This is a genomic window from Pseudomonas folii (genome assembly GCF_014357575.1).
Lineage (GTDB): Bacteria > Pseudomonadota > Gammaproteobacteria > Pseudomonadales > Pseudomonadaceae > Aquipseudomonas > Aquipseudomonas folii.
On sequence record NZ_JACONW010000022.1, the window covers coordinates 1 to 21,526 of the forward strand.

At 58.7% G+C, this 21,526-nt stretch carries 19 protein-coding genes; 8 read left to right on the forward strand and 11 right to left on the reverse strand.

Annotated features, from left to right (window positions below):
* From H8S59_RS07130 to H8S59_RS07160, 7 genes are all read right to left on the reverse strand, one after another.
* A partial coding sequence (locus tag H8S59_RS07130; protein WP_187520954.1) for an ABC transporter substrate-binding protein occupies positions 1–1,040 on the reverse strand: 1,040 nt, incomplete at its 3' end.
* Between the two features lie 33 nt (positions 1,041–1,073).
* A complete protein-coding gene (locus H8S59_RS07135) occupies positions 1,074–2,216 on the reverse strand; it encodes an NAD(P)/FAD-dependent oxidoreductase (RefSeq protein WP_187520955.1) in 1,143 nt (380 codons plus the stop codon).
* A complete protein-coding gene (locus H8S59_RS07140; protein WP_187520956.1) occupies positions 2,213–3,583 on the reverse strand; it encodes an NAD(P)/FAD-dependent oxidoreductase in 1,371 nt (456 codons plus the stop codon). The genes H8S59_RS07135 and H8S59_RS07140 overlap by 4 nt, the downstream gene beginning before the upstream one ends.
* On the reverse strand, positions 3,580–3,870 hold the full coding sequence (locus tag H8S59_RS07145; protein WP_095102350.1) for a (2Fe-2S)-binding protein: 291 nt from the start codon (positions 3,868–3,870) through the stop codon (positions 3,580–3,582). Before H8S59_RS07145 ends, H8S59_RS07140 begins: the two co-directional genes overlap by 4 nt.
* A gap of 24 nt (positions 3,871–3,894) precedes the next feature.
* Positions 3,895–4,689, reverse strand: coding sequence for an ABC transporter permease (locus H8S59_RS07150; protein WP_027901476.1), 795 nt, complete (start codon positions 4,687–4,689; stop codon positions 3,895–3,897).
* A gap of 3 nt (positions 4,690–4,692) precedes the next feature.
* Positions 4,693–5,565: an ABC transporter permease gene (locus H8S59_RS07155; RefSeq protein WP_095102354.1), complete on the reverse strand. Its 873-nt coding sequence runs from the start codon at positions 5,563–5,565 to the stop codon at positions 4,693–4,695.
* Positions 5,562–6,590 (reverse strand): ABC transporter ATP-binding protein, encoded by a 1,029-nt coding sequence (locus H8S59_RS07160; protein ID WP_095102360.1) that lies wholly within the window; start codon positions 6,588–6,590, stop codon positions 5,562–5,564. Before H8S59_RS07160 ends, H8S59_RS07155 begins: the two co-directional genes overlap by 4 nt.
* 250 nt (positions 6,591–6,840) lie before the next feature.
* Between H8S59_RS07160 and H8S59_RS07165 the strand changes: the two genes are divergently transcribed.
* The 4 genes from H8S59_RS07165 to H8S59_RS07180 all read left to right on the forward strand — a co-directional run bounded on the left by H8S59_RS07165 (position 6,841) and on the right by H8S59_RS07180 (position 12,358).
* Entirely contained in the window at positions 6,841–7,677 is an 837-nt protein-coding gene (locus tag H8S59_RS07165) for an IclR family transcriptional regulator (RefSeq protein WP_187520957.1), read from the forward strand.
* A gap of 449 nt (positions 7,678–8,126) precedes the next feature.
* Positions 8,127–9,746 carry a methyl-accepting chemotaxis protein gene (locus H8S59_RS07170; RefSeq protein WP_187520958.1) on the forward strand — a complete coding sequence of 540 codons (1,620 nt, stop codon included), beginning with the start codon at positions 8,127–8,129 and terminating at the stop codon, positions 9,744–9,746.
* Positions 9,747–9,839: 93 nt separating this feature from the next.
* Positions 9,840–11,894, forward strand: a complete 2,055-nt coding sequence (locus H8S59_RS07175) for a hybrid sensor histidine kinase/response regulator (protein ID WP_187520959.1) — start codon at positions 9,840–9,842, stop codon at positions 11,892–11,894.
* A gap of 26 nt (positions 11,895–11,920) precedes the next feature.
* Positions 11,921–12,358, forward strand: a complete 438-nt coding sequence (locus tag H8S59_RS07180; protein WP_095102372.1) for a YqaA family protein — start codon at positions 11,921–11,923, stop codon at positions 12,356–12,358.
* Between the two features lie 126 nt (positions 12,359–12,484).
* Here H8S59_RS07180 and H8S59_RS07185 read toward each other — a convergent pair whose 3' ends face one another.
* Entirely contained in the window at positions 12,485–13,336 is an 852-nt protein-coding gene (locus H8S59_RS07185; RefSeq protein ID WP_095102375.1) for a CAP domain-containing protein, read from the reverse strand.
* A gap of 125 nt (positions 13,337–13,461) precedes the next feature.
* Positions 13,462–13,869, reverse strand: a complete 408-nt coding sequence (locus H8S59_RS07190) for an SRPBCC family protein (RefSeq protein WP_095102378.1) — start codon at positions 13,867–13,869, stop codon at positions 13,462–13,464.
* A gap of 177 nt (positions 13,870–14,046) precedes the next feature.
* Between H8S59_RS07190 and H8S59_RS07195 the strand changes: the two genes are divergently transcribed.
* The gene (locus tag H8S59_RS07195) at positions 14,047–14,937 is read left to right on the forward strand and encodes a serine hydrolase domain-containing protein (RefSeq protein WP_187520960.1); all 891 of its coding nucleotides are present in this window, start codon (positions 14,047–14,049) and stop codon (positions 14,935–14,937) included.
* A 486-nt stretch (positions 14,938–15,423) separates the two neighbouring features.
* Here the strand turns inward: H8S59_RS07195 and H8S59_RS07200 are convergent, their stop codons facing one another.
* Together H8S59_RS07200 and rtcR are read right to left on the reverse strand one after the other, a co-directional pair.
* Complete coding sequence (locus tag H8S59_RS07200; protein ID WP_095102385.1) at positions 15,424–16,170, reverse strand: NUDIX hydrolase; 747 nt, start codon at positions 16,168–16,170, stop codon at positions 15,424–15,426.
* Between the two features lie 36 nt (positions 16,171–16,206).
* On the reverse strand, positions 16,207–17,823 hold the full coding sequence (gene rtcR / locus H8S59_RS07205) for an RNA repair transcriptional activator RtcR (protein WP_095102391.1): 1,617 nt from the start codon (positions 17,821–17,823) through the stop codon (positions 16,207–16,209).
* A 269-nt stretch (positions 17,824–18,092) separates the two neighbouring features.
* Here rtcR and H8S59_RS07210 point away from each other — a divergent pair, with 269 nt between their 5' ends.
* Genes H8S59_RS07210 through H8S59_RS07220 form a run of 3 tightly spaced genes read left to right on the forward strand, consistent with a single transcriptional unit; the run spans position 18,093 to position 21,489 of the window.
* Complete coding sequence (locus H8S59_RS07210) at positions 18,093–19,319, forward strand: RtcB family protein (RefSeq protein WP_187520961.1); 1,227 nt, start codon at positions 18,093–18,095, stop codon at positions 19,317–19,319.
* A gap of 4 nt (positions 19,320–19,323) precedes the next feature.
* Entirely contained in the window at positions 19,324–20,664 is a 1,341-nt protein-coding gene (locus H8S59_RS07215) for a HEAT repeat domain-containing protein (RefSeq protein ID WP_187520962.1), read from the forward strand.
* Between the two features lie 30 nt (positions 20,665–20,694).
* Complete coding sequence (locus H8S59_RS07220) at positions 20,695–21,489, forward strand: nucleotidyltransferase domain-containing protein (RefSeq protein WP_425504562.1); 795 nt, start codon at positions 20,695–20,697, stop codon at positions 21,487–21,489.
* Positions 21,490–21,526 lie beyond the last annotated feature (37 nt).

The window sequence follows — 21,526 nt, forward strand, 5'->3', positions numbered from 1 at the left end:
GTCCTGTTCCAGCGGGCATTCCATTCTGGGCGGGTCTGGTTGACCTGATCCCAATCAATGGTCACTGCAGTTTCCAGGTACTTGTTCATTGCGTCGACCTGAGCTTTGGTCTTGTCGGTGGTCGGGGTTTTCGGGTTGGACGGGATCTGGTCACCGAACTCCAGCGCTGGCGCCTGAGCTTCTGGCGTCAGCAGATAAGCCGCCAGCTTCTGTGCCAGTTCCGGCTGGTCGTTTTTAGCGATGGCGCACTCGGCCACGTTAAGCACCACGCCACCTTCTTTCGGCGGCGCGTATTCGACGGGCACGCCCTTGATCTTCAGCGCCGTCACCTGAGTAGGGGTGAGCGGGAACAGCGCAGCCTCACCGGTCTGCACCATCTCGGAAATCTTCGCCGAGCTGGCGATGTATTCCAGTACGTTCGGGCCCACGGTTTTCGGCCAGGCCTTGAAACCTGGCTCTACGTCGGTCTCGCTGCCGCCCTGAATGCGGTTGAACATCAGGAAACCATGCAGGCCGAAGGTGGAGGAGGCCATGGACTGGAATACCACTTTCTCCTTGAACTTCTTGTCCGCCAGATCCATCCACGAGGTCGGCGCAGCCCAGCCGTTTTCCTTGAACATTTTCGTGTTGTACGCCAGCCCGGTTACGCCAAGGCTCACGGCGGCGGCTTCATCCTTGATCTTCGCCTTGGCTGGCAAGTCCGCAAGGGAAGCGCTCGGCTGCAACTTGTCGCACAGACCCATGGAAATCGCCCGGTACATGATGCCGTCATCGAGGAACATCACGTGCATCTGCGGGTTGTCTTTACTGGCCTGAACCTTGGCGAGGATGTCCGAAGAGGTGCCCGGCACGATCACCACTTTTACGTCGTTGGCTTTCTCGAAAGCAGGCAACACCTGATCGGCATAGAGGCGTTCCATGGTGCCGCCGTTCATGCCCAGATAAAGGGTCGTTGCGGCGTGGGCCGGGGAGGCGACCAGCAATGCCGCCAATGGCAGGCTCGACAAGCCGGTAAATGCGATGCGTTTTAAGTTCTTCATTGCAGCGACCTTCCTCTGTGCAAAGTGATGAAATCAATGGCTAACGGTATTACAGGGTTGGGCAGTGTGTTGAAAACGGCGGATGGAAAAAGCGTCCAGGGTAATCGTCGACTGGCCGGTGCAAACATACTCGGCGAGGGCTTCACCCGCGGCGGGGCCGATCTGGAATCCAGAACCCGCAAAACCGAAGCCATGCAGCAGGCCCGGTTGCAGCATGCTAGGGCCGAGGACCGGCTCGCGATCCGGCAAGTAACCTTCGGTGCCGCTCCAGGTGCGAATCGCCTGGGCTCCGGCCAGCGGCGGGTAAAGCTCGACTGCGTTGCGCAGGATCTCCAATACAGCGGCTTGCCCCGGCCTGGCGCGGGCGGGGTCCAGCGCGAAGCCCTGACCGCCGCCCAGTACACAATTGCCTCGGGCGACCTGCCGGGCATAGATGCCACCGCCCTCGACGCCGGTGCTTACATCCATGAACATCGGCAGCGGCTCAGTCACCAACATGGCCGGATGGCCCGACACCATCGGCACCGGTTCGCCAAATTGTGCAGCCAGATCGCTGGCCCAGGCACCCGCGCAATTGAGCAACCACGGGGCGCGCAGGTTAAGGCCGCTGGCCGTGCGGACCACAAATGCATGGCCGTCATGGCAGACGTCAATCACCTCGGCCTGTTCGAAAATTTGCGCGCCGGCCCGCCTGGCTGCCTGGGCGAAAGCCGGGGACACCAGTCTTGGGTTGGCGTGGCCGTCGTCGGCACACAACGAAGCACCCACCGCGACATCCCCCGCCCAAGGAAAGCGCGCCCGTAACTGCTGGCGATCCAGCAGTTGTAGCTCCAGCCCGAAGCCGCGACTGACTTCGGCATAAGTGCGCAAGGCGTTCATGTCGGTCTCACTGCGGGCCAGCTTCAGGTGCCCCGAGCGCTGATATTCACCATCAGTGCCAATCAGCTCGCGCAAACCGCTCCAGATGGTGTGGGCGCGTTGTGACAACGGCAGCTGGCTCAACGGCCGCCCCTGACGGCGCACGCCCCCGTAGTTGACGCCACTGGAATGCGAGCCGCAGAAGTCACGTTCCAGCAAGGTCACGCGTCTGCCCTTCAAGGCTAAAAACAGGGCGGCTGATGCGCCGACGATGCCGCCGCCAATGATCAGTGCATCGCTTTCAATCGCTGCGCTCATGACTGGGCCTCCACACCAAACGGCAACGGCTTGATCGGTGCCTGGCCGCGCAGCCGACCAATGCCTTGCAGCTCCCGACCGCTGCAGTGCGCGACGATCTCCGTTGCTGCCAGTCCGCACATCCGGCCCTGGCAGCGCCCCATGCCAACCCTGCACATGGCCTTGACCCGATTGATCTCCCAGTGACCTTCGTCGACCACTGTACGAATATCGCCTGCGCTGACTTCCTCACAGCGGCAGATAATGGTTTCGTCCGGAACCTTCGCGGCCCAGTCAACGGGAAAGGGGAAAGCGGTTTCCAGCCCGTGACGAAAGCGCTGGATGCTCGCCAGTTTGTTCTTCAACTGAACGCTGCGATTGTTATCAATGCTCTGTCCGATGTCTGCAAGCAAGGCCAGCGCCGCCAGTTCCCCGGCCATTTCCGCTGCGTCCGCGCCCATGATTCCTGCGCCGTCACCGGCGAGATAAACACCCGCAATGCTGCTGCGTCCGGCGTCATCACGCGCGGGCAGCCAGGCGCGATTAAGCGCGCTCCACTGAAAATCGCAGCCGAGCAGGTCAGCCAGTTGCGTCTCGCTGCGCAGTGCATGAGCGAAAGCCACGGCGTCGCAACTCAGCGTTTGTACGCTGTTGCTGCCTTGCCACTGGACGGTATTGACCCGTTTGTGACCGTCGATACGTTGCAATGTCGCGCCTTGGTGGACGGCGACACCGTGAGCGGTCAGCCAGGCGCGGTAATACAAACCTTTGGCCAGCGTCAGCGGTTGGCCAAGCAGCGCGGGCAGGGCGCGGCACTGGGCGGAAAAGGGCGCGCTGTCCAGGACTGCAACCACATTCGCACCAGCCTTGGCGTATTGATACGCGACCAGGTAAAGCAGCGGACCGCTGCCGGCAAACACGATTCTTTCGCCGATGGCACAGCCCTGGTATTTCAGGGCGATCTGCGCCGCACCCAGGCTGTAGACACCCGGCAAGGTCCAGCCAGGCACCGGCAGGATGCGATCGGTGGCACCGGTCGCGATGATCAGATGACTGTAATCGATGCTCCCGGCACGGTTCTCCTGCAGAGTATCGAGTCGCTGATCTTCGGCGTTCCATACCAGCGTTTGCGGACGATAATCGATGTGTGACGAAAGCTCGTCGAGGGTTTGGTGCACGGCGACTGCCTTGCCCGCTTCAAAGCCGTAGAGCGCTTTTGGATTGCGGCGGAAGTTCTCGGGTTGACGGCGATAAATCTGTCCGCCACCCCGCAGGCCCTCGTCCAGCAGGCAGGCTTTCACCCCGTGGGCATGCAAGGTTTGCGCAGCACGAATGCCCGCAGGACCCGCACCAACGATCACCACCGATTGCGCGGTATTCGTATTCATAGTTGCCGTCCCGGATCACGGCTGACGACTTGCCCACCTTCAAGCAATGTCGAGCAGGCGCGCACCCGGCGGCCATCGCCCAGGCGCACCCAGCAATCCTGACAAGCGCCCATCATGCAAAACCCGGCCCGGGGTTCGGCGCTGAAGTCGCTGCCGCGCAGATGTTCGCTGCTGGTCAATACCGCGGTGAGCAAAGTATCGCCTTGCAGCCCGCTGGCGGGCTGACCGTCGAGGGTGAAGGCCAGCGCCGGGCGGTCTTTTTCGACCAGACGTTTGAGCAATGCCATGCGTTTCGCGCTCCAGGCCTCGGGTTAATGTTTGCCGACCAGCACTCGATCCAGGCCATAGACCCGGTCGAGGATGATCATGGTGGCGGCGGTCAACGCGATAACCAGCGCGGAAACGGCGGCCATCATCGGATCGATGGACTCTGTGGCGTAGACGTACATCCGCACCGGCAGGGTCTGGGTCGAAGGCGAAGTGACGAAGATCGACAGTGTCACCTCGTCAAAGCTGTTGATGAACGCCAGCAGCCAGCCACCGGCCACGCCGGGCAGAATCATCGGCAAGGTGATTTTGCGGAACAGCGTGAAGCGGCTGGCTCCCAGTGATTCGGCTGCCTGTTCGGCGCTTCGGTCGATACCGATGGCCGCGGCAATCACCAGCCGCAGTACATACGGGGTGATGATCACTACGTGGGCCAGGGTCAGCCAGAAGAAGCTGCCGTTGACGCCCATCAGCGCAAACAACCGCAGCATCGCCACGCCCAGCACCAGATGGGGAATGATGATCGGTGAGAGGAACAACCCATTGAGGAAGTTGCGCCCCGGAAACTGATGGCGGGTAATCGCCAGCGCTGCGGGTACGGCAATGATCGTCGCCAGCGTGGCGGCGACAAACGCCAGAATCAGGCTGTTATAGAACGAGTCGATGAAGTCGGCACGCTCGAAGATCGCCCGGAACCAGCGCAGGGAAAAACCAGAAGTCGGCAAGCTGAGGGTGTTTTCTGGCGTGAAAGCCACCAGACAGACCACCACCAGTGGCGCGAGCATGAACACGACGACGAGGGCGTGGAACGACAGGGCCAAAGGACCGTTTTTAGACATGGTTCATTCCCCCAGGGTTTTCTTGTAGCGACCTTCGACCATGCGGTTCCAGGACAGCATGACCAGCAGGTTGACCAGCAACAGCGCCACCGCAATGGTCGCGCCCATGGGCCAGTTCAGCTCCGAGAGGTATTGGTCGTAGACCACCGTGGCGACCATCTTCAGGCGGCGTCCGCCGAGCAGGCCGGGGATTGCGAAAGAGCTGGCCGACAAGCCAAAGACAATCAGCGTGCCGGACAACACGCCGGGCATGACTTGAGGCAACACCACCAGGCGCATCACCTTGGCCTGACTGGCGCCTAGGGACAGGGCTGCCTGTTCAGCCGCCGGGTCGAGCTTCTGCAGTGAGGTCCAGATCGGAATGATCATGAACGGCAGCATCACGTGCACCAGTGCAATGATCACGGCGAACGGGGTGTAGAGCATTTTGACTGGCTGGCCGCCCAGCGCTTGTATGCCCTGATTGATCAAGCCGTCGGCACCCAGCAGCAGGCTCCAGCCGAAAGCGCGCACCACCACGGAAATCAGCAGCGGCGTGAGGATCAGAATCAGAAAGATCGAACGCCAGGGCGTGCCCATGCGGCTCAGAATGTAGGCCTCAGGCACACCGATAACCACGCACAGCAAGGTCACCAGCGCACTGATCCAGAAGGTGCGCAGGAAGATTTCGTAGAAGTACGAATCGGTCAGCACCTCGCCATAGTTGGCCAGGGTGTAGGAATCGCTTTTGACCCCGACTTCATAGTCGAAGACGTTGAACGACAGGATCAGTGTGAGTGCCAGCGGGACCAGCAGCAGGCAGGTAAACATCACCAGCGCAGGTGCCGACAGTAAATAGCCGCGGCCGCCACGGCGCATATCACTCAGCAGGCTCATGGGTGCACCTCGTCGGCGTCCAGTACCCGCAGCAAACCGGCTGGCCAATCCATGCCCACCGCGGTGCCTTCTTCCATTGGCGCATCGCCGTCGTTGCGGCGTACCACGGTCAACTCGCCGATCGCGGTTTCGATGCGATACAGCCATTGACTGCCGAGGAAGTAGCGGGTGATGACCTTGCCTTGCAAACGCCCTGTGCCAGCTGCCACCAGATCGATCTTTTCCGGGCGCAGACTCAGGGTCAACGCACCGTCGCCCGGTGTCTGCCGCACTTGAGCGCAGCCCTGGCTGTCCAGATCACCGGGCAGCATGTTGGCCTTGCCAACGAAGCTGGAGATGAACCGGGTGCGCGGATGTTCATACAACTTGTACGGTTCGTCGATCTGGGTGATGCGCCCGGCCTGCATGACCACCACGCGGTCGCTGATGGACAGCGCTTCAGCCTGATCGTGAGTCACCATCAACGTGGTAATGCCGACTTCGCGCTGAATGCGGCGAATCTCGAATTGCATCTCTTCACGCAGGTTGGCATCGAGGTTCGACAGCGGCTCATCGAGCAATAAGACCGGCGGCTCAATCACCAGCGCTCGCGCCAGTGCAACCCGTTGCCGTTGACCGCCCGACAGCTCACGCGGGTAACGCTGGGCGTGCTGGCTCAGGCGTACCAGTTCCAGCACTGTTGCCACTCGGCGCTGAATGTCCGCCGCCGGCACTTTGCGCATGCGCAGGCCAAAGGCCACGTTGTCAGCAACGCTCATGTGGGGGAAGAGGGCGTAACTCTGAAACACCACCCCCAGGCCGCGACTGCTGGGTTTGGCGTGAGTGATGTCACGGCCATCAAGGATGATGCGCCCGTCGCTGACATCAACGAAGCCGGCGATCATTTGCAGGGTAGTGGTCTTGCCGCAGCCCGACGGGCCCAGCAGAGAAACGAATTCGCCTTTCTCCACCGCCAGATTCGTGGCGACCACGGCGTCGATGCTGCCGTAGCGTTTGGAGAGACCTTCAAGCTGCAAAAATGCCATAGCTGCGTTCCACCTTTTCATCACGCACAGCGTTGCGGTGCGTTTTTGTTATGGGCAGATGCGAAATGAAAGCTTTGCAGTTGCTGTGGACGTTGGTGCTCGATCTGGGTCGGCTACCAGGTTTTGTTCAAATCGCCCTGTGGACTGAGATTAAGACGAAGACTAGGATGGGCGAAAGGTTGAATTTCACTGGATGGTATATTTCTTTCAGTTCTTTCGTTCAATGAATTAGTTATCGATAAGTGATCATATGAATTCCACTGAGCGGAATGAAAATCCAAAGGATACCGGTGTGGGTGCGGTCTCGCGTTTGTTCGCAGTGCTCCGTTGCCTGGGCGACTGCTCTGAAGAGGGCGAGCGCGTGACCCAGCTCGCCCAGCAGGTCGGCCTATCGCAGCCCACCACACACCGCCTGCTGCGCAGCCTCATGGATGAAGGCATGGTGGAACAAGATCAACGCAGTAAACGCTATCGCCTGAGCATCGAGTTCTTCGCCCTGGCTGCGAAGGCGGGCAAGACCAGCAATCTGCGTGACGTGGTCCGCCCGAGCATGCTGCGCCTCTCGGCCTCCCTTGGAGATTCACTGTTCCTGCTGGCGCGCAGCGGCTTTGATGCAGTCTGTCTGGATCGCAGCGAAGGTCCTTACCCGATTCGCACCTTCACCGGCGACATCGGCGGGCGTGTTGCATTGGGTGTGGGGCAGGGCAGTCTGGCGATCCTCGCTTACCTGCCGGAAGACGAACGCGACACCGTTATCCGCTACAACTTGCCACGCCTTAAAGACTTTCACCTCTACGATGAAGTGTTCCTGCGCTCAGAGGTGGAAAACGTCCGCCGCCTCGGCTACGCCGCCCGCAACACCGGCGCACTGCCGGGCATGGCCGGTCTGGCGGTGCCTATCTTTGACCGCGAAGGCCGCTCGGTCGCCGCCCTCAGCGTCGCCACCATCAGCGACCGCCTCGGGCCGGACCGGTTGTTGACCGTGGTGGAGCTGCTCAAGAGAGAGGCCGCAGTGATCAGCGCAAGGATCAACCCGTTTGACCCGACCCTACGACGGCCGAGTCAGGTGTTTGGTCAGGTGGATTGATCGCAATCCATTTTCTGTAGGCGCTGCTTAAGGCTGCGATGCGATTGCCCTGACGCACCGCCATCGCTGCCTCTGTTTGCTGCGAACTGACGGGTAACTGTCTGAATGTACGCCTAACCCTGTGGGACCGGATTTATCCGGGAAGGGGCCTGTGCATTCACGAAATTTTATCGTCAGCAATACCGTCTTCCCGGATGAATCGGTTTCAAACGTCCCGTTTTTTAACGTGTCGCGGCGGCGCGCCATTGAACGCCGCATAATTCACGTTTGAAACACCACGCATCAATATCCACCTCCCTCAAACGATCAGCGGCTCTCAAGAACCCGCCCCTCAAGCCGATGCGCAAACAGGCACGTTACGAGCCTCTCGCCCGTAACCTTTGTACAGGGAAGTCGACATTTTCCGATCTGCGCGCTGCCGCAGATTACCCTCCCGAGGTGTTCGTTTTATGGCTAAATCCCTCCGACTCCAGATCCTGGGCATGCTGGGTGGCAGTCTGGTGCTGGTGCTGCTGATTGCGCTGGCCTGTTTCCAGTTTCTTTCCAACAACGTGCAGTCCTATCGCGGCTTGCTCGAAGGTCCGGTGCATGCCTCGCAATTGGTCGATGAAGCCAATCTTGAGTTCAAGATTCAGGTGCAGGAGTGGAAGAATGTGCTGCTGCGCGGCAAGTTGTCGGCCGATCGTGACAAGTTCTGGGCACAGTTCGAGGCGCAGGAACGTAAAGTCCAGGAATCCCTCGGCAAGCTGTCGTTAGTGCAGGGCGTGCCGGCCTCGACGCTTAATCAAGTGCAGAAACTGATGGAAGAGCACAAGGCTTTAGGTACGGCTTATCGCAAAGGGCGTGATGCATTCATTGCTGCAGGTGGTGATCCGGTCGCAGGTGATGTTGCGGTGAAGGGCGTCGACCGTGCCGCCAGTGAGCAGATGAGTCAGTTGGTAGACAGCTTGCGCAAGAACAGCGCCGAGCAATCGGTGATGATCAGCAACGCAGCCGACCGGACCATTCTGTTTGGCGCCTTGATCATGCTCGCGTCTGCGGTATTGGTCGGTCTGCTGACATGGTGGCTGGTCAATCGTAACCTGAGCGCGCCGATCCGCATGTTGATCGACTACGTTGCCCAGTTAAGCCAAGGCAAGTTCGGCGAGCGGGTCAATATCACCCGTCAGGACGAACTCGGCCATCTGGCGGTGGCAGCCAATATCCTCCGGGACTTCCTGGCGGATACATTCAACCGGCTCAAGCGCAGCACGTCGGACCTGGACACGGCGGGCAACGAGTTGAAGTCCATCGCTACACTGATGGCCCAGGGCACCCACGAGCAGTTCGAACGTACCGACCAGGTCGCGACGGCCATGACGGAGATGTCGGCAACCGCGCAGGAAGTCGCCCGGCATGCTGCTCAGGCAGCCAAAGCTGCGGATGACGCCGATCACCATGCCCGGGAAGGCGACAAGGTCATGCAGTCGACCATGAGCACTATCAGCTTGATGCGCAGTGAAATCGGCAATACCGCCAATGTGATTCAGCGTCTGGAAACTGACAGCGTGCGCATCGGCAAGGTACTTGAAGTGATTCGTGGTATCGCTGATCAGACCAATCTGCTGGCGCTGAACGCGGCCATCGAGGCTGCGCGAGCCGGTGAAGCCGGGCGCGGTTTCGCGGTGGTGGCTGACGAAGTGCGGACGTTGGCGCAACGCACGGCAGTGTCCACTGCCGAAATCAACCAGATCATCAGCTCAGTACAGACCGGTGCCAGCGATGCGGTCATAGCGATTCAAGGTGGTCAGAGTCGTAGCGAAGAGAGTGTGGAGCAGGTTAGTAATGCCAGCGCCACGCTTAACCGTATTACCACTGCCGTGGAAGCCATTCGTGATATGAACCGGCAAATTGCTACGGCGGCTGAAGAACAGACGTCAGTGGCGGAGGATATTTCCCGTAATCTCACGGAAATTACCGCGATTGCCAGCACCAATCAGGACAACGTCAAGCGCACCCAGGCGGCCAGCCATGATCTACATGGGCTGTCTGTAGGATTGAATGATGTCATTTCACGCTTGAGCGCCTAGTCATCGCAACGACTTGTAATACCTCAGCCGCACCGGCACCATTCACCGCAATCGGCCGCCAGGCTTTGGCATCACGATAAACGATGGTAGGGCATGAGCAGCGATTTTAAGGATAAAAGGCCAGATAACAGCGGGCCGCTTGAGTTTCCGGCGAAAGATGCGGCTGAACGGCTGCAGCTCGCACTGGATGCCGATGCGATCATCGGCACCTGGGTCTGGCATGTGCAGGACAACCACGTCATCGGTGATGATCGTTATGCCGCCACGTTTGGCCTGACTGCTCAGGAGGCCGTGGAAGGCCTGCCGCTGGAGAAGGTCACGGCCTCCATCCACCCTGATGACAGGGCGCGTGTCGAAAGCGAAATCGGTCTGACCTTGCTGCGTGGCGGTGTTTTCAAATGCGAATACCGTGTGCTGCATCGCGATGGCTCTTATCGCTGGCTGGAAGCCAAGGGGCGCGTCGAGTTCGACGAGGGGCGCCAACCGACGCGTTTTCTGGGCGTTCTTCTGGATATCGAGCTGCGCCGCGAGGCTGAAGTCGAGCGCGATCGCATCACGACGCTGTTACGCACTTTTACCGCAGCAGTTCCAGGCGTGGTCTACGCCAAGGACCGCCAGGGGCGCATGCTGGTTGCCAACCGTGGCACCACCGAGCTGATCGGCAAACCTCCCGAGTTTTATATCGGCAAGACCGACTTTGAGTATCTGGAGGATAAGGACCAGGCGCGCGTGATCATGGCCACTGATGAGCGGATCATGAGCGCTGGGGTGTCTGAACAGGTGGAGGAACAGGTCAGCCTGGCTGACGGCTCCGCAGCGACCTGGTTGTCGATCAAGTCACCGTTGTTCAGCGAAACGGGTGAAGTCATCGGTCTGATTGGCTCGTCCATTGATGTGACGGCCAGGAAACGGGCCGAAGCGGCGGTACAGGAGCTCAACCAGACGCTGGAACAGCGCATTCGTGAAGCCATCAGCGAGCGTGAAGTGGTGGAGGAAGCGCTGCGTCAGTCGCAGAAGATGGAAGCGGTCGGGCAGCTCACCGGCGGCATTGCCCATGACTTCAATAATTTGCTGGCGGGGATTTCCGGCAGTCTGGAATTGATGCAGATGCGTTTGGGGCAGGGCCGGGTGGCGGATGTTGATCGTTATCTGGTGGTCGCTCAAGGCGCGGTGCAGCGAGCGGCAGCGCTGACTCATCGGTTACTGGCGTTCTCGCGTCGTCAGACACTTGCGCCCATTCCCACCAACGTCAATGCCTTGATCATGGGGATGGAAGAGCTGATTCGGCGTACTGTCGGGCCCTCGGTGGATATTCAGGTTCGTGCTGGCGCAGATTTGTGGACTGCATTGATTGATCCGGCACAGCTGGAAAACTCGTTGCTCAACCTGTGCATCAATGCCCGGGATGCCATGCCCCACGGCGGCAGCATCCTGATCGAGACACGCAATGAGTGTCTTGATGAAAGTCATGATCTCGACCCTGAAGTGCTGCCGGGCGATTACCTGAGTATCCGTGTCACTGACAGCGGCTGCGGCATGAGTGCCGAAGTGTCGGCCAAAGCCTTCGAGCCATTCTTCACCACCAAACCGGTCGGCGAGGGCACGGGCCTTGGTCTGTCGATGATCTATGGCTTCGCCCGGCAGTCGGGTGGCCAGATCAGGATTCGTTCAGAGGTGGATCGGGGCACAATGGTTTGCCTGCAGTTGCCTCGTCATGAACGAGAACTGGAGACTCCGGAGCTTGCATTGCCGGTCACCAGCAAAGCCTTGGCGGGGCAGGGTGAGACGGTTCTGGTCGTGGATGACGAGTCATCGGTTCGGATGCTCGTGACCGAGGTACTGAGCAGTCTTGGCTACGTGGCCATTGAGGCCGCCGACAGCCAGGCCGGGCTAAGGATTCTGCAATCGGACGTGCGAATCGATCTGCTGGTGACGGATGTCGGCTTGCCGGGCGGTATCAATGGACGGCAGATGGCCGATGCGGGTCGGCAATGTCGACCGGGTCTGCCGGTGTTGTTCATCACCGGTTATGCAGAAACCACCGTACTCGACAAATGCCACCTTGAGCCGCATACCGAAGTGCTGACCAAACCTTTCGCGCTGGAAGCGCTGGCTTCCCGGATCAAGGACTTGATCAAGGCCGTTTGACGATCCGTTGATGGGGTGGTGGTTGAGTGTTTGAGATTTCCAGCTACTTCGGGTTGTTTCTCGCTGCGTTCGGTGCGGCGACACTATTGCCCATGCAGTCTGAAGCGGTGCTGGTGGGCATGCTGCTTTCCGGGCACTACACCGTCGCGACGCTGCTGCTGGTCGCGACCTTGGGCAACGTGCTCGGCTCATTGGTGAACTGGCTGCTGGGTCGTTCCGTGGAGCGGTTTCGCCATAAACGCTGGTTCCCTGTCAGCGAAGCCAAACTTGAAAAAGCCCAGCGTTTCTATCTACGTTATGGACGCTGGTCACTGCTACTGAGTTGGGTACCCATCATTGGCGATCCGCTGACGATGGTGGCTGGCGTGATGCGCGAACCGCTGTGGAGTTTTCTGCTGATCGTCACGTTTGCCAAAGGCATGCGGTATTTGCTGCTCACGGCAGCGACGCTGGGCTGGGCATGAATTAATGACGCGCTATCCTGGGTGATATCAATGCGCGATTCCGCCCTTGAATTCATGTCCTTCACCCACGTCAGTGTGAGGTCCGTAGGAGCGGCTTTGCCGTGAGGGGCTCATCACCAAACCCCATCACTGCGCACCAAACACGCCTGTCCAGTAAATGCCCGCATCGCTCTTGGGATCTACCGCGTAGGCCGCGCCCAGTTCATTGAACGCCGGATTCATCAAGTTGGCGCAGTGACCGGGGCTTGCCAGCCAGCCCTCGACGACCTTGGCGACGCTGCCTTGTCCGGCGGCAATGTTCTCGCCGATCTGCCGACCTGAGTAACCGGCCAGTTCTGCCCGATCACCCGGCATGCGACCGTCACGATCCATATGGTCGAAGAAATTGTTGTTGGCCATCCCCCGGCTGTGGTTTTCGGCCGCCGAGGCCAGTGCCGGGTTCCAGGTCAACGGTGTGGTCGCAGCCACGGCCTGAGTGCCGCATTGGCGAGACTGTGCTCGCGCGGCGTTGATCAGCACCAACAGCTTTTGACCTTCGGCCTGCCAGTCTCCGAGACGGGCCGTCAGCAGTGGGCGAGCCAGCACGATGCGCCAGTCGCGTCCTTCGCGGCTCACTCCGATGTCGACAAACTGCGGATCAAGTACAACCCGGCAGAAGCTTTCCTGAATGGTGTTCATGGCCGACTGTGCATCCCGCGGGCCAGACAGGCTGATCGCCTGCACATTGACCATCGGATAAGTGGCACGTGCCATGGCCTGCTGCAGATCTACCGGGCTGGTAGCAGAAAGAACCAGCCGAGTGTCTACGTTGAGGGGCGGCAACTCTTGTGAAACCTGATCGCCGCAACGCTGTGACTGATTGCGGAAATTGTTGATGGAATCGACCAGTTGTGACTCTTCCGACGCCACGGCGGTGGCGGCCAATACCAATCCCAGTGACAAGGTGGCAAAACGCAAAAAAGATAAAGTAACGCGCATTAATGTCTCCTTGAACTGACCGCGCCCATGATGCGCGATTTTGCGCTGTGCTGCGAAATGCCATTTATCGAAGCAATATTGAGGCTCAAGAGCGCTGTCAGTTCAGTGCCGCAGGTCCAGGAGGGTCAGAAATTGGCTTTGAGAGCTTCCAGTCCGCCTTGATAGACCTCAAGAAACACGGCTTCAGCCTCTGCGTCGGAGACACCGTCAGGGGTGAAGCTGCCAGACCAGGTGATCAGCGTCTCGTGATCGCCCGCTGCGGCGACCACGACGGTCGCGAGGTAGTTAGTCACCGGAAACGGGCCTGTCACGATTGAATAGCTGTAGGTGCGGTTGGCTTCGTCGAAGGTTTGCAGCTTTTCGACAATGACTGCGCCGTCGGCTGTGGTTAGCGTGCGGACACGTCCGCCTTCGGAGGCTTCGCTGCTGGCAATGAACGGCAGCCAGTCCGGCAGGGACATAAAACCGCCAACCAATTGCCATACTTTGTCGGCGGATACGGGGACACGAATGTTTGCAGAGGCCGTTGCCATGGAATTTGCTCCTGAGGGTATGAGGGGGATAGTAAACGCAATTGCATTGCGACTGACACCGTGGCGGTGATCTCGCTGTGGATCTTCATGTAAGCCATCCGGTTCCATGTCCCTGGCTGGGTAGCGTGCATTGGAGCTGCGGCTTATCCTTGTGCCGAACTTCCAGAGCTATTGCCCATGCCGTTCTCCCTCATCATCAACGGTGCCCCGGCCGTGACCGAACCGGCCGATGCAGTTGAGACACTTGTCCCCTGGTGGAGCTTCACCAAAACTGTCCTGGCCGCAACAGCGCTGACCCTGGTTCGCGATGGCCTGGTCAGGCTGGACGATCTGGTTGCTGAAGGCCCGTTTACCCTGCGGCAATTATTGCGTCATCAGGCCGGTCTCGCCGACTACAGCGAATTGACCGAGTACCACGCTGCAGTGGCCAGCGGTTCTTGTCCCTGGCCTGCGGATGAAATGCTGCAGCGTCTGGACGCTACCCGATTGCGTTACACGCCCGGCGAAGGCTGGCGTTATTCGAATGTCGGCTACCTGTTCGTAGCCCGGTTGATCGAGCGACTGACGGGGCTTTCACTTGAAGAGGCACTCGTTCGGCGCGTGTTGTCTCCGTTGGGAGTAATGCGGGCGCGTTTGGCAAATACGGGCGAAGACTTGCAGAGTGCCTGTGGAGGCGTCGCACCTGGCTACGACTCGGGCTGGGTGTATCACCGTTTATTGATCGGGCCATTGGCAGAAGCGGCGCTGCTTCTCGATCGCTTGCTGTCAGGCAACCTGCTGCCGAGCTGGCTACTGGAAGAAATGCAGACAGTCCTTGTTCTGGGCGGCCCGTTGCCAGGCCGACCATGGCTGACTCCGGGTTACGGTCTTGGCTTGATGCAGGGCGGCGTAGCGGGTGGTCTGACATTGAGCGGCCACAACGGCGTAGGGCCGGGCAGTGTTTTGGCGGTATATCGCTGCACTCACAGCCAGACCACCGTGACCTGCGCTGTTTTTCACGAAGGCCTGGAGGAAGCCTTGGTCGAAGCCGAGCTGGTGCAGCGCATCACGTCAGCCCTTGAATCCTGACACTAAATGACGTGGGACCGGCTTTAGCCGGAAAAAGGTCATTAGATTCAATACATCTCTATTGTCAGAAATGCTGCTTCCCGGCTAAAGCCGCTCCCACGAGTTTTAGAGCTTCGCCTCTACCGCCATGAAGATTTCCTGCTTTTTAATCGACCGCTATTGCTCTGAAAATCAGCAATGGTCAGCCCTTGAATCCTGACACTAAATGACGTGGGACCGGCTTTAGCCGGGAAGAGGCCATTAGATTCAATACATCTCTATCGTCAGAAATGCCGCTCCCACGAGTTTAGAGCTTCGCCTCTACCGCCATGAAGATTTCCTGCTTTTTGAATCGACCGCTGTTGCTCTGAAAATCAGCGATGGTCAGCCCTTGAATCCTGACATTAAATGACGTGGGACCGGCTTTAGCCGGGAAGAGGTCATTAGATTCAATAAATCTCTATTGTCAGAAATGCCGCTTCCCGGCTAAAGCCGGTCCCACGAGTCTTACAGCTTCGCCTCCACCGCCATAAAGATTTCCTGCTTTTTGAATCGACCGCTGTTGCTCTGAAAGTCAGCGATGGTCAGCCCTTTGCTGTCAGCGATCTGGCTGACGATTTCGCGATTGGTCAGGCCGTTCTTTTCGTCGGCCAGATAGCTTTCAATCGACACCCATCTGGCTTCGGCAATTTCATCGGTGTCGATGACATTGATGGTTTGAGTCAACGGTTTGAGGCGGCAGATGAAGTGGATATTGGATTTGCCGAATTCATAGGGATGCCGGGTCGTGAAACCTAGAATCGCATCGAAGCTGACCTCGACGCCGGTCTCTTCCAGAACTTCGCGGACGATAGAGTCCTGAATTCGCTCACCCGGATCCACATGCCCGCCAGGCAAATTGAAGCTGGTAGCGCCTTGATCCCTGACCACCAGAATCTCGTTGTGCTGATTGATCACGATTGCCCCGGCACCCACAATGTGCGTCGGGATAAACGGCACGTAAGTCGATTCCTGTGGCTTTCGAACCAGCGTGAGGCTTTCGGGCAGGCAACTGTGGAAGATGAAACCGTGCGCCACGAACTGCTCGACACTCGCGCATCGGGCGATGGGCAGGGTGATCCACGCGAGGCCCTTCTTTTCGGTTTCCATGAAAAGCAGAAAGCCCTTGATGGCGGCTTCAAGATCGGCTTTTTCAAAAGAAAAAGACGTCGGATCGATGATCACGCCGTTGTAATCGTTCAGCTTGTACTTCATTGAAAGTCCTGGATGACGTAGGTCAGTGTGGTGAGTTTAATCCTGTCCATTGATTTGCTTCCACTCAATGCCAAAACGCGCCAGATACTTGCGCAGACGATCTGCGTCATTGGGGTTCGCCTTGTTCAGGCGGGATACATCAAACAGTTTGCGTCCGGCATCCGACAAACTTCGAGCGTTACGGCACACTTTGAGTACCGCCTCCAGCTGCAAGCGATCAAACAGATCCAGTTCGTTACCGTCGCCCAATACTGGTAATAGCTCATCTTGTCCGTCGTTCTGATCGTCGTTCAGCGCCCAGGCATAGCGCAAGCGCTGTAGCTCCTCTTCGACCTGGGTTTCATCGATGCGGCCGCTGTCAGCCAGTGTCGCCATGCGCGTGATCGAGGCTGACAGCTCGCGAAAGTTGCCCGACCATATCGAGTCGTCATGATTGGCGAACGCCATATAGCGCTGCCGGGCTTCGCGATTGAAGCGTATCAGGCGTCCGTGTTCGCGGGCGTGGCGTTCCAGTTCGAAATCGATGTTCGGTTCGATGTCCTCGCGCCGTTTGGCCAGCCCGGGCAGATTGAACGTCCAGAGGTTGATCCGCGCGTATAGGTCTTCGCGGAATAAACCCTGCGCCACCCGATCGCGCAGGTCGCGGTGAGTGCCAGCAATAATCATGAAGTCGCTGGCCACTTCCTTGTCCGAGCCCATGGGCAGAAAGCGTTTCTCCTCAATGGCCTTGAGCAGCATGGCTTGTTCGTCTGCACCCAGCTCGCCGATTTCGTCCAGAAATAACATGCCGCCTTCCGCAGCCCGCAAGAGACCTTCGCGAGCAGCCAGGGCACCGGTAAACGCGCCTTTTATATGGCCGAACAAGGTCGACATGGCGCCATCGCCGCGCAAGGTCGCGCAGTTGACTTCGACAAAGCGTCCTTCGATCTGGTGTCGGCTGCGCTTGAGCTCGTAGATACGTCTTGCCAGAAACGATTTGCCTGCGCCGGTCGGGCCAATCAGCAGCATCGGAGCCTTGGAGCGCACGGCGACCTGCTCGATCTGTTCAATGGAGCGGTTGAACGCGGCGTTGCGCGTGGCGATGCCTGACTTGAGAAACGCGAGGCCCTCCAGTCTTTTATGGGTGAAACGTGACGCGATGCGGTCGTAGCGCGAGAGGTCCAGATCGATCAGCGAATGGGTGCCGGTGGCTCGCGCTTCATCATTGTCTCGCCGAGACGGGGAAGTCTGAATCAGTCGGGCGGGCAGGTAGCGGGCTTCGGTGAGCAAGAACCAGCATATCTGCGCGACGTGAGTCCCGGTGGTGATGTGCACCAGGTATTGCTCGTTGTCAGTGTCGAAATCGTAGGCGGTGGTGAAATCATGCAGCGCGCCATACACCTCCTCGAAATCCCAGGCGTTGCGAAGAGCCATGGGGTGAAGGCGAACTTCGGTTTGCGGGGAGATTTGCCGGATGTCTTCAGCGACTCGCTGCGCGAGACTGACGTCCCGTGCAGTCTCGCCGTGGATCAGCTCCAGCCGGTGAATCTGCACATCTTCCTGCTGACACAGGCCAACGCTGGGGCGCCAGTGATTCCAGCGGTTGGCACCCTTGCCGACGCGGTCGAGTTTCGAGCCGATGAAGCCGATGGCTACAGTTCGTGTTGTAGACATGGTTATCTCAGAAGATAAAAAACGAGATACAAGGATAGATAATTCCGACTTGAGCTGCCTCTTGTTTTTTGGATGTTGCGAGCGATTGATTATTTTATCTATTTAAAACAATTGCTTATAAAGTTTATGGTTTCCCATTTTCAAGATTGGCATGGCTGCTGCAGTTACCTGTTCCAAGCAGGGCCGGTTGACGCAATGAGTGCGAACCGCAGGCGTGCAACTCCGAGCCCATCGTTTTGAATAGCAGTCATTGAACAGAAGTAGAGATCATGGAAAAGAGCACTTACCAATTGCTGGAAGTCATCAACGGCAAACCCATCAAAATGTGGACCGAGGGCGTGCCGGTAGAGAATGAAGCCAAAGAGCAATTGATGAACACGGCGCGGATGCCGTTCATTTTCAAACACATGGCCGTCATGCCTGACGTGCATCTGGGCAAGGGTTCCACGATTGGCAGTGTGATTCCGACGGTGGGCGCGATCATTCCGGCGGCTGTGGGTGTGGATATCGGCTGCGGCATGATTGCCGCGCGAACCTCGCTCACGGCGGCGGACCTTCCGGACAATCTGGCCGGGCTGCGCAGCGCCATCGAAAAAGCGGTGCCTCATGGCCGAACGTCGACGCGTTCCCGTCGGGACAAAGGCGCCTGGGACGAGATCCCGCAACAGGCTGATAACGTTTGGGCCGCGCTGTACCCGCGATTCAAGTTGATCACGGACAAATACCCCTCGCTGGCCAACACCAACAACCGCCAGCACCTGGGAACGCTGGGCACCGGTAACCACTTCATCGAGGTCTGTCTGGACGAGGGCAACCGTGTCTGGTTCATGTTGCACAGCGGCTCCCGCGGGGTAGGAAACGCTATCGGTAACCTGTTCATTCAGATGGCCCAGGCGGACATGCGGCAACACATTGCGGATCTGCCGCATCGTGATCTGGCCTATTTCGAAGAGGGCAGTCAGCACTTCGACGATTATGTGGAAGCCGTGGGATGGGCGCAGGATTTTGCCCGGCAGAACCGGGAGCTGATGATGCAGGCGGTGATTCAGGCCACGCGTCAAGTGATCAGCAAGCCGTTTCAAGTGGCGTTGGAAGCCGTCAACTGCCACCACAACTATGTGCAAAAAGAGCAGCATTTTGGTGAGGAAGTGCTGATCACCCGCAAAGGTGCGGTGTCGGCGAAGAAGGGCGAACTGGGGATTATCCCCGGCTCCATGGGGGCCAAGAGCTTCATCGTCCGCGGTTTGGGCAATGAAGAGGCTTTCTGCTCTTGCAGCCACGGTGCCGGGCGCACCATGAGCCGGACCAGAGCCAAGAACACGTTCACTGTGGAAGACCAGATTCGCGCCACGGCTCACGTTGAGTGCCGTAAGGACGCCGCAGTGATCGACGAAATTCCAATGGCCTACAAAGACATCGATAAGGTCATGCACGCCCAGCGTGAGTTGGTGGAAGTGCTGCATACCTTGCGACAGGTCGTATGCGTTAAAGGATAGGGCGATGAATGAGGTGATGACGTTCGAACACCTGCGAGACTGGCATTACCAGCTGACTGACCTTGAGGCCAGGTATGTTCGGGAGATCCAGGAAACTCATGATGCGGCCAGAGCCCTGGTGAAGCTGAGCCAGTTTGGCAATGGTTTTGTTCGTGAGGCAGCGGTGCAACGACTTGCCGGGCAGGCCTCCACTGAGGCACTGCTCGCGATCCTGGAGCGCTTGAATGATTGGGTGCCGCAGGTCAGGCAACAGGCGCAAAAGGCGCTCGAGCAGTTTCTGGTTGTCGAGCGTGTTGACCTGTTGCTGCAAGCCCTGACGCCGTTGTTGGCGTTGGGAGACAAGCAGCGTGTAGATCATCGGGACACCTTGCTCAAGGCTCGCAGCCTGTTATCGCTGCCGCAATTGCGTGAACAGGTCGGGCAAGCTTTTGCGTCATGCCGCGGCAGGGCTGCGCGGTTTGTCTTTGACCTGACGCTTGAGCACTGCGCGGACCGACCTTCGTTTCTGGCCGCTGCGCTGATACATGAGGATGTCACGGTCAGGCAAAAGGCAGTCACTGCCTGCGCGGATTTACTGGCGACAGATGCTGTGCCGTTGCTTGAACGGGCACTGCAATCTTCGGCGGCCAGCCTTCGAGTGCAAGCGTTGCGGGGCTTGCTGAGCATGCTGGAGGATCCCCGTGAGCATTTGCAGGCTGGCCTGCTCGATGGCTCCTCTGCAGTTCGCTGTCTGGCTCGATGGGCTGCGCCGCGTTACGCCGTGGACAGCCGGGAAGTATTGCTGTCGCGACTGGACAAGGACGTTCCGTCCAGCAAGCGCGAATGGCTGGGGCTGCTCGGATTGGCGAAAGAGCTGGATCAGCCGCTGCCCGCTTCAGTGCTGCAAGCTGCATTGAAGTCGCCTGTCGCCGTTGTTCGTGTGCAGGCGCTGCAATTATTGGGGGAGGCGGGGCTGGGCCGGCAACTTGCGGCGCTGGACGATCAGTCTGACAAGGTGTTCCGTGGCGCGGTACAGCTGTTGAGTCAACAGACGTGGTCGCGGTTCGATGCGCAACTTGATCAGCGTCTGGACCGTGACTGGCATGTCCTGAGTGATCAGCGTCGTGCAGCGTTATTGCGACTCAAGCCTGTGTGGCTTCAGTTGCAGTATCTGCTGCGACGTTACGATCAGGCCACGGTGGATGCTGATGCCTGGCTAAATCATATCGTCGTCTGGTGTGACGCTCAGTACACGCTGGTGGATCCGGTTACGCCGAAAGTGCAGCGCGAGGCGCTATTGCAGCGTTTGCAGGTCATGGAAGATTCAGGAGATTTGAAGTCAGGCACGGTACGTCGCCTGCGTTGAATGTGAAACATGAGGGATAGGGTCATGGAAATGGAAGATGCAGTCACTCATCCCCTCAGTAGCGCCATGCGCGAACGGGTGCTGGATGAGTTGAAGCGTATAGAGCGTGAACACAATGTCACCGTGCTGTATGCCTGTGAATCAGGCAGTCGCGCCTGGGGTTTTGCGTCAACTGACAGCGATTACGATGTGCGTTTTGTGTACGTCGAGCGCCCGGAATGGTTCGTTCAGGTCGACGCGCCTCGGGATGTAATCGAGCGTCCTCTGGATGACGAACTGGACATCAGTGGCTGGGAGTTGCGCAAGACCCTCGGCTTGCTGCGCAAGTCCAATCCGACGTTGCTGGAATGGCTCGATTCGCCGTTGGTTTATCGCAGCGAAACCGCAGCGACCCAGCGTCTGCGCGAGCTGGCCGAGGCGTTCTACAGTCCGCCAGCGGCGCGCAATCATTACCTGTCGATGGCGAAGAAGAATTTTCGTGGTTATCTGCAAGGTGACGAGGTGCGGCTCAAAAAGTACTTCTATGTACTTCGGCCGTTGTTGGCGGTGCGCTGGATCGACCAGGGGCGGGGAAGGCCGCCCATGACGTTCACGGATTTGTTGGCCACGGTTGACGATCAAGCGCTGCTCGATGAAGTCGCCGAGCTGCTGGTCCTCAAGCGCAATGCCGATGAGGCCGCTTATGGCCCCCGGCGAGTCGCGTTACATGCCTTCATCACGGCAGAGCTTGAGCGTCCGGTGCCGGTGCTGAAGCGAACGGTTGAAGACAACGGATTACTGGACGAATACCTGCGGCAAATGGTTCGGCACTACGCAGAAGGGTGAAACACACGCAGAAGGGTGAAACATACGCAGAAGGGTG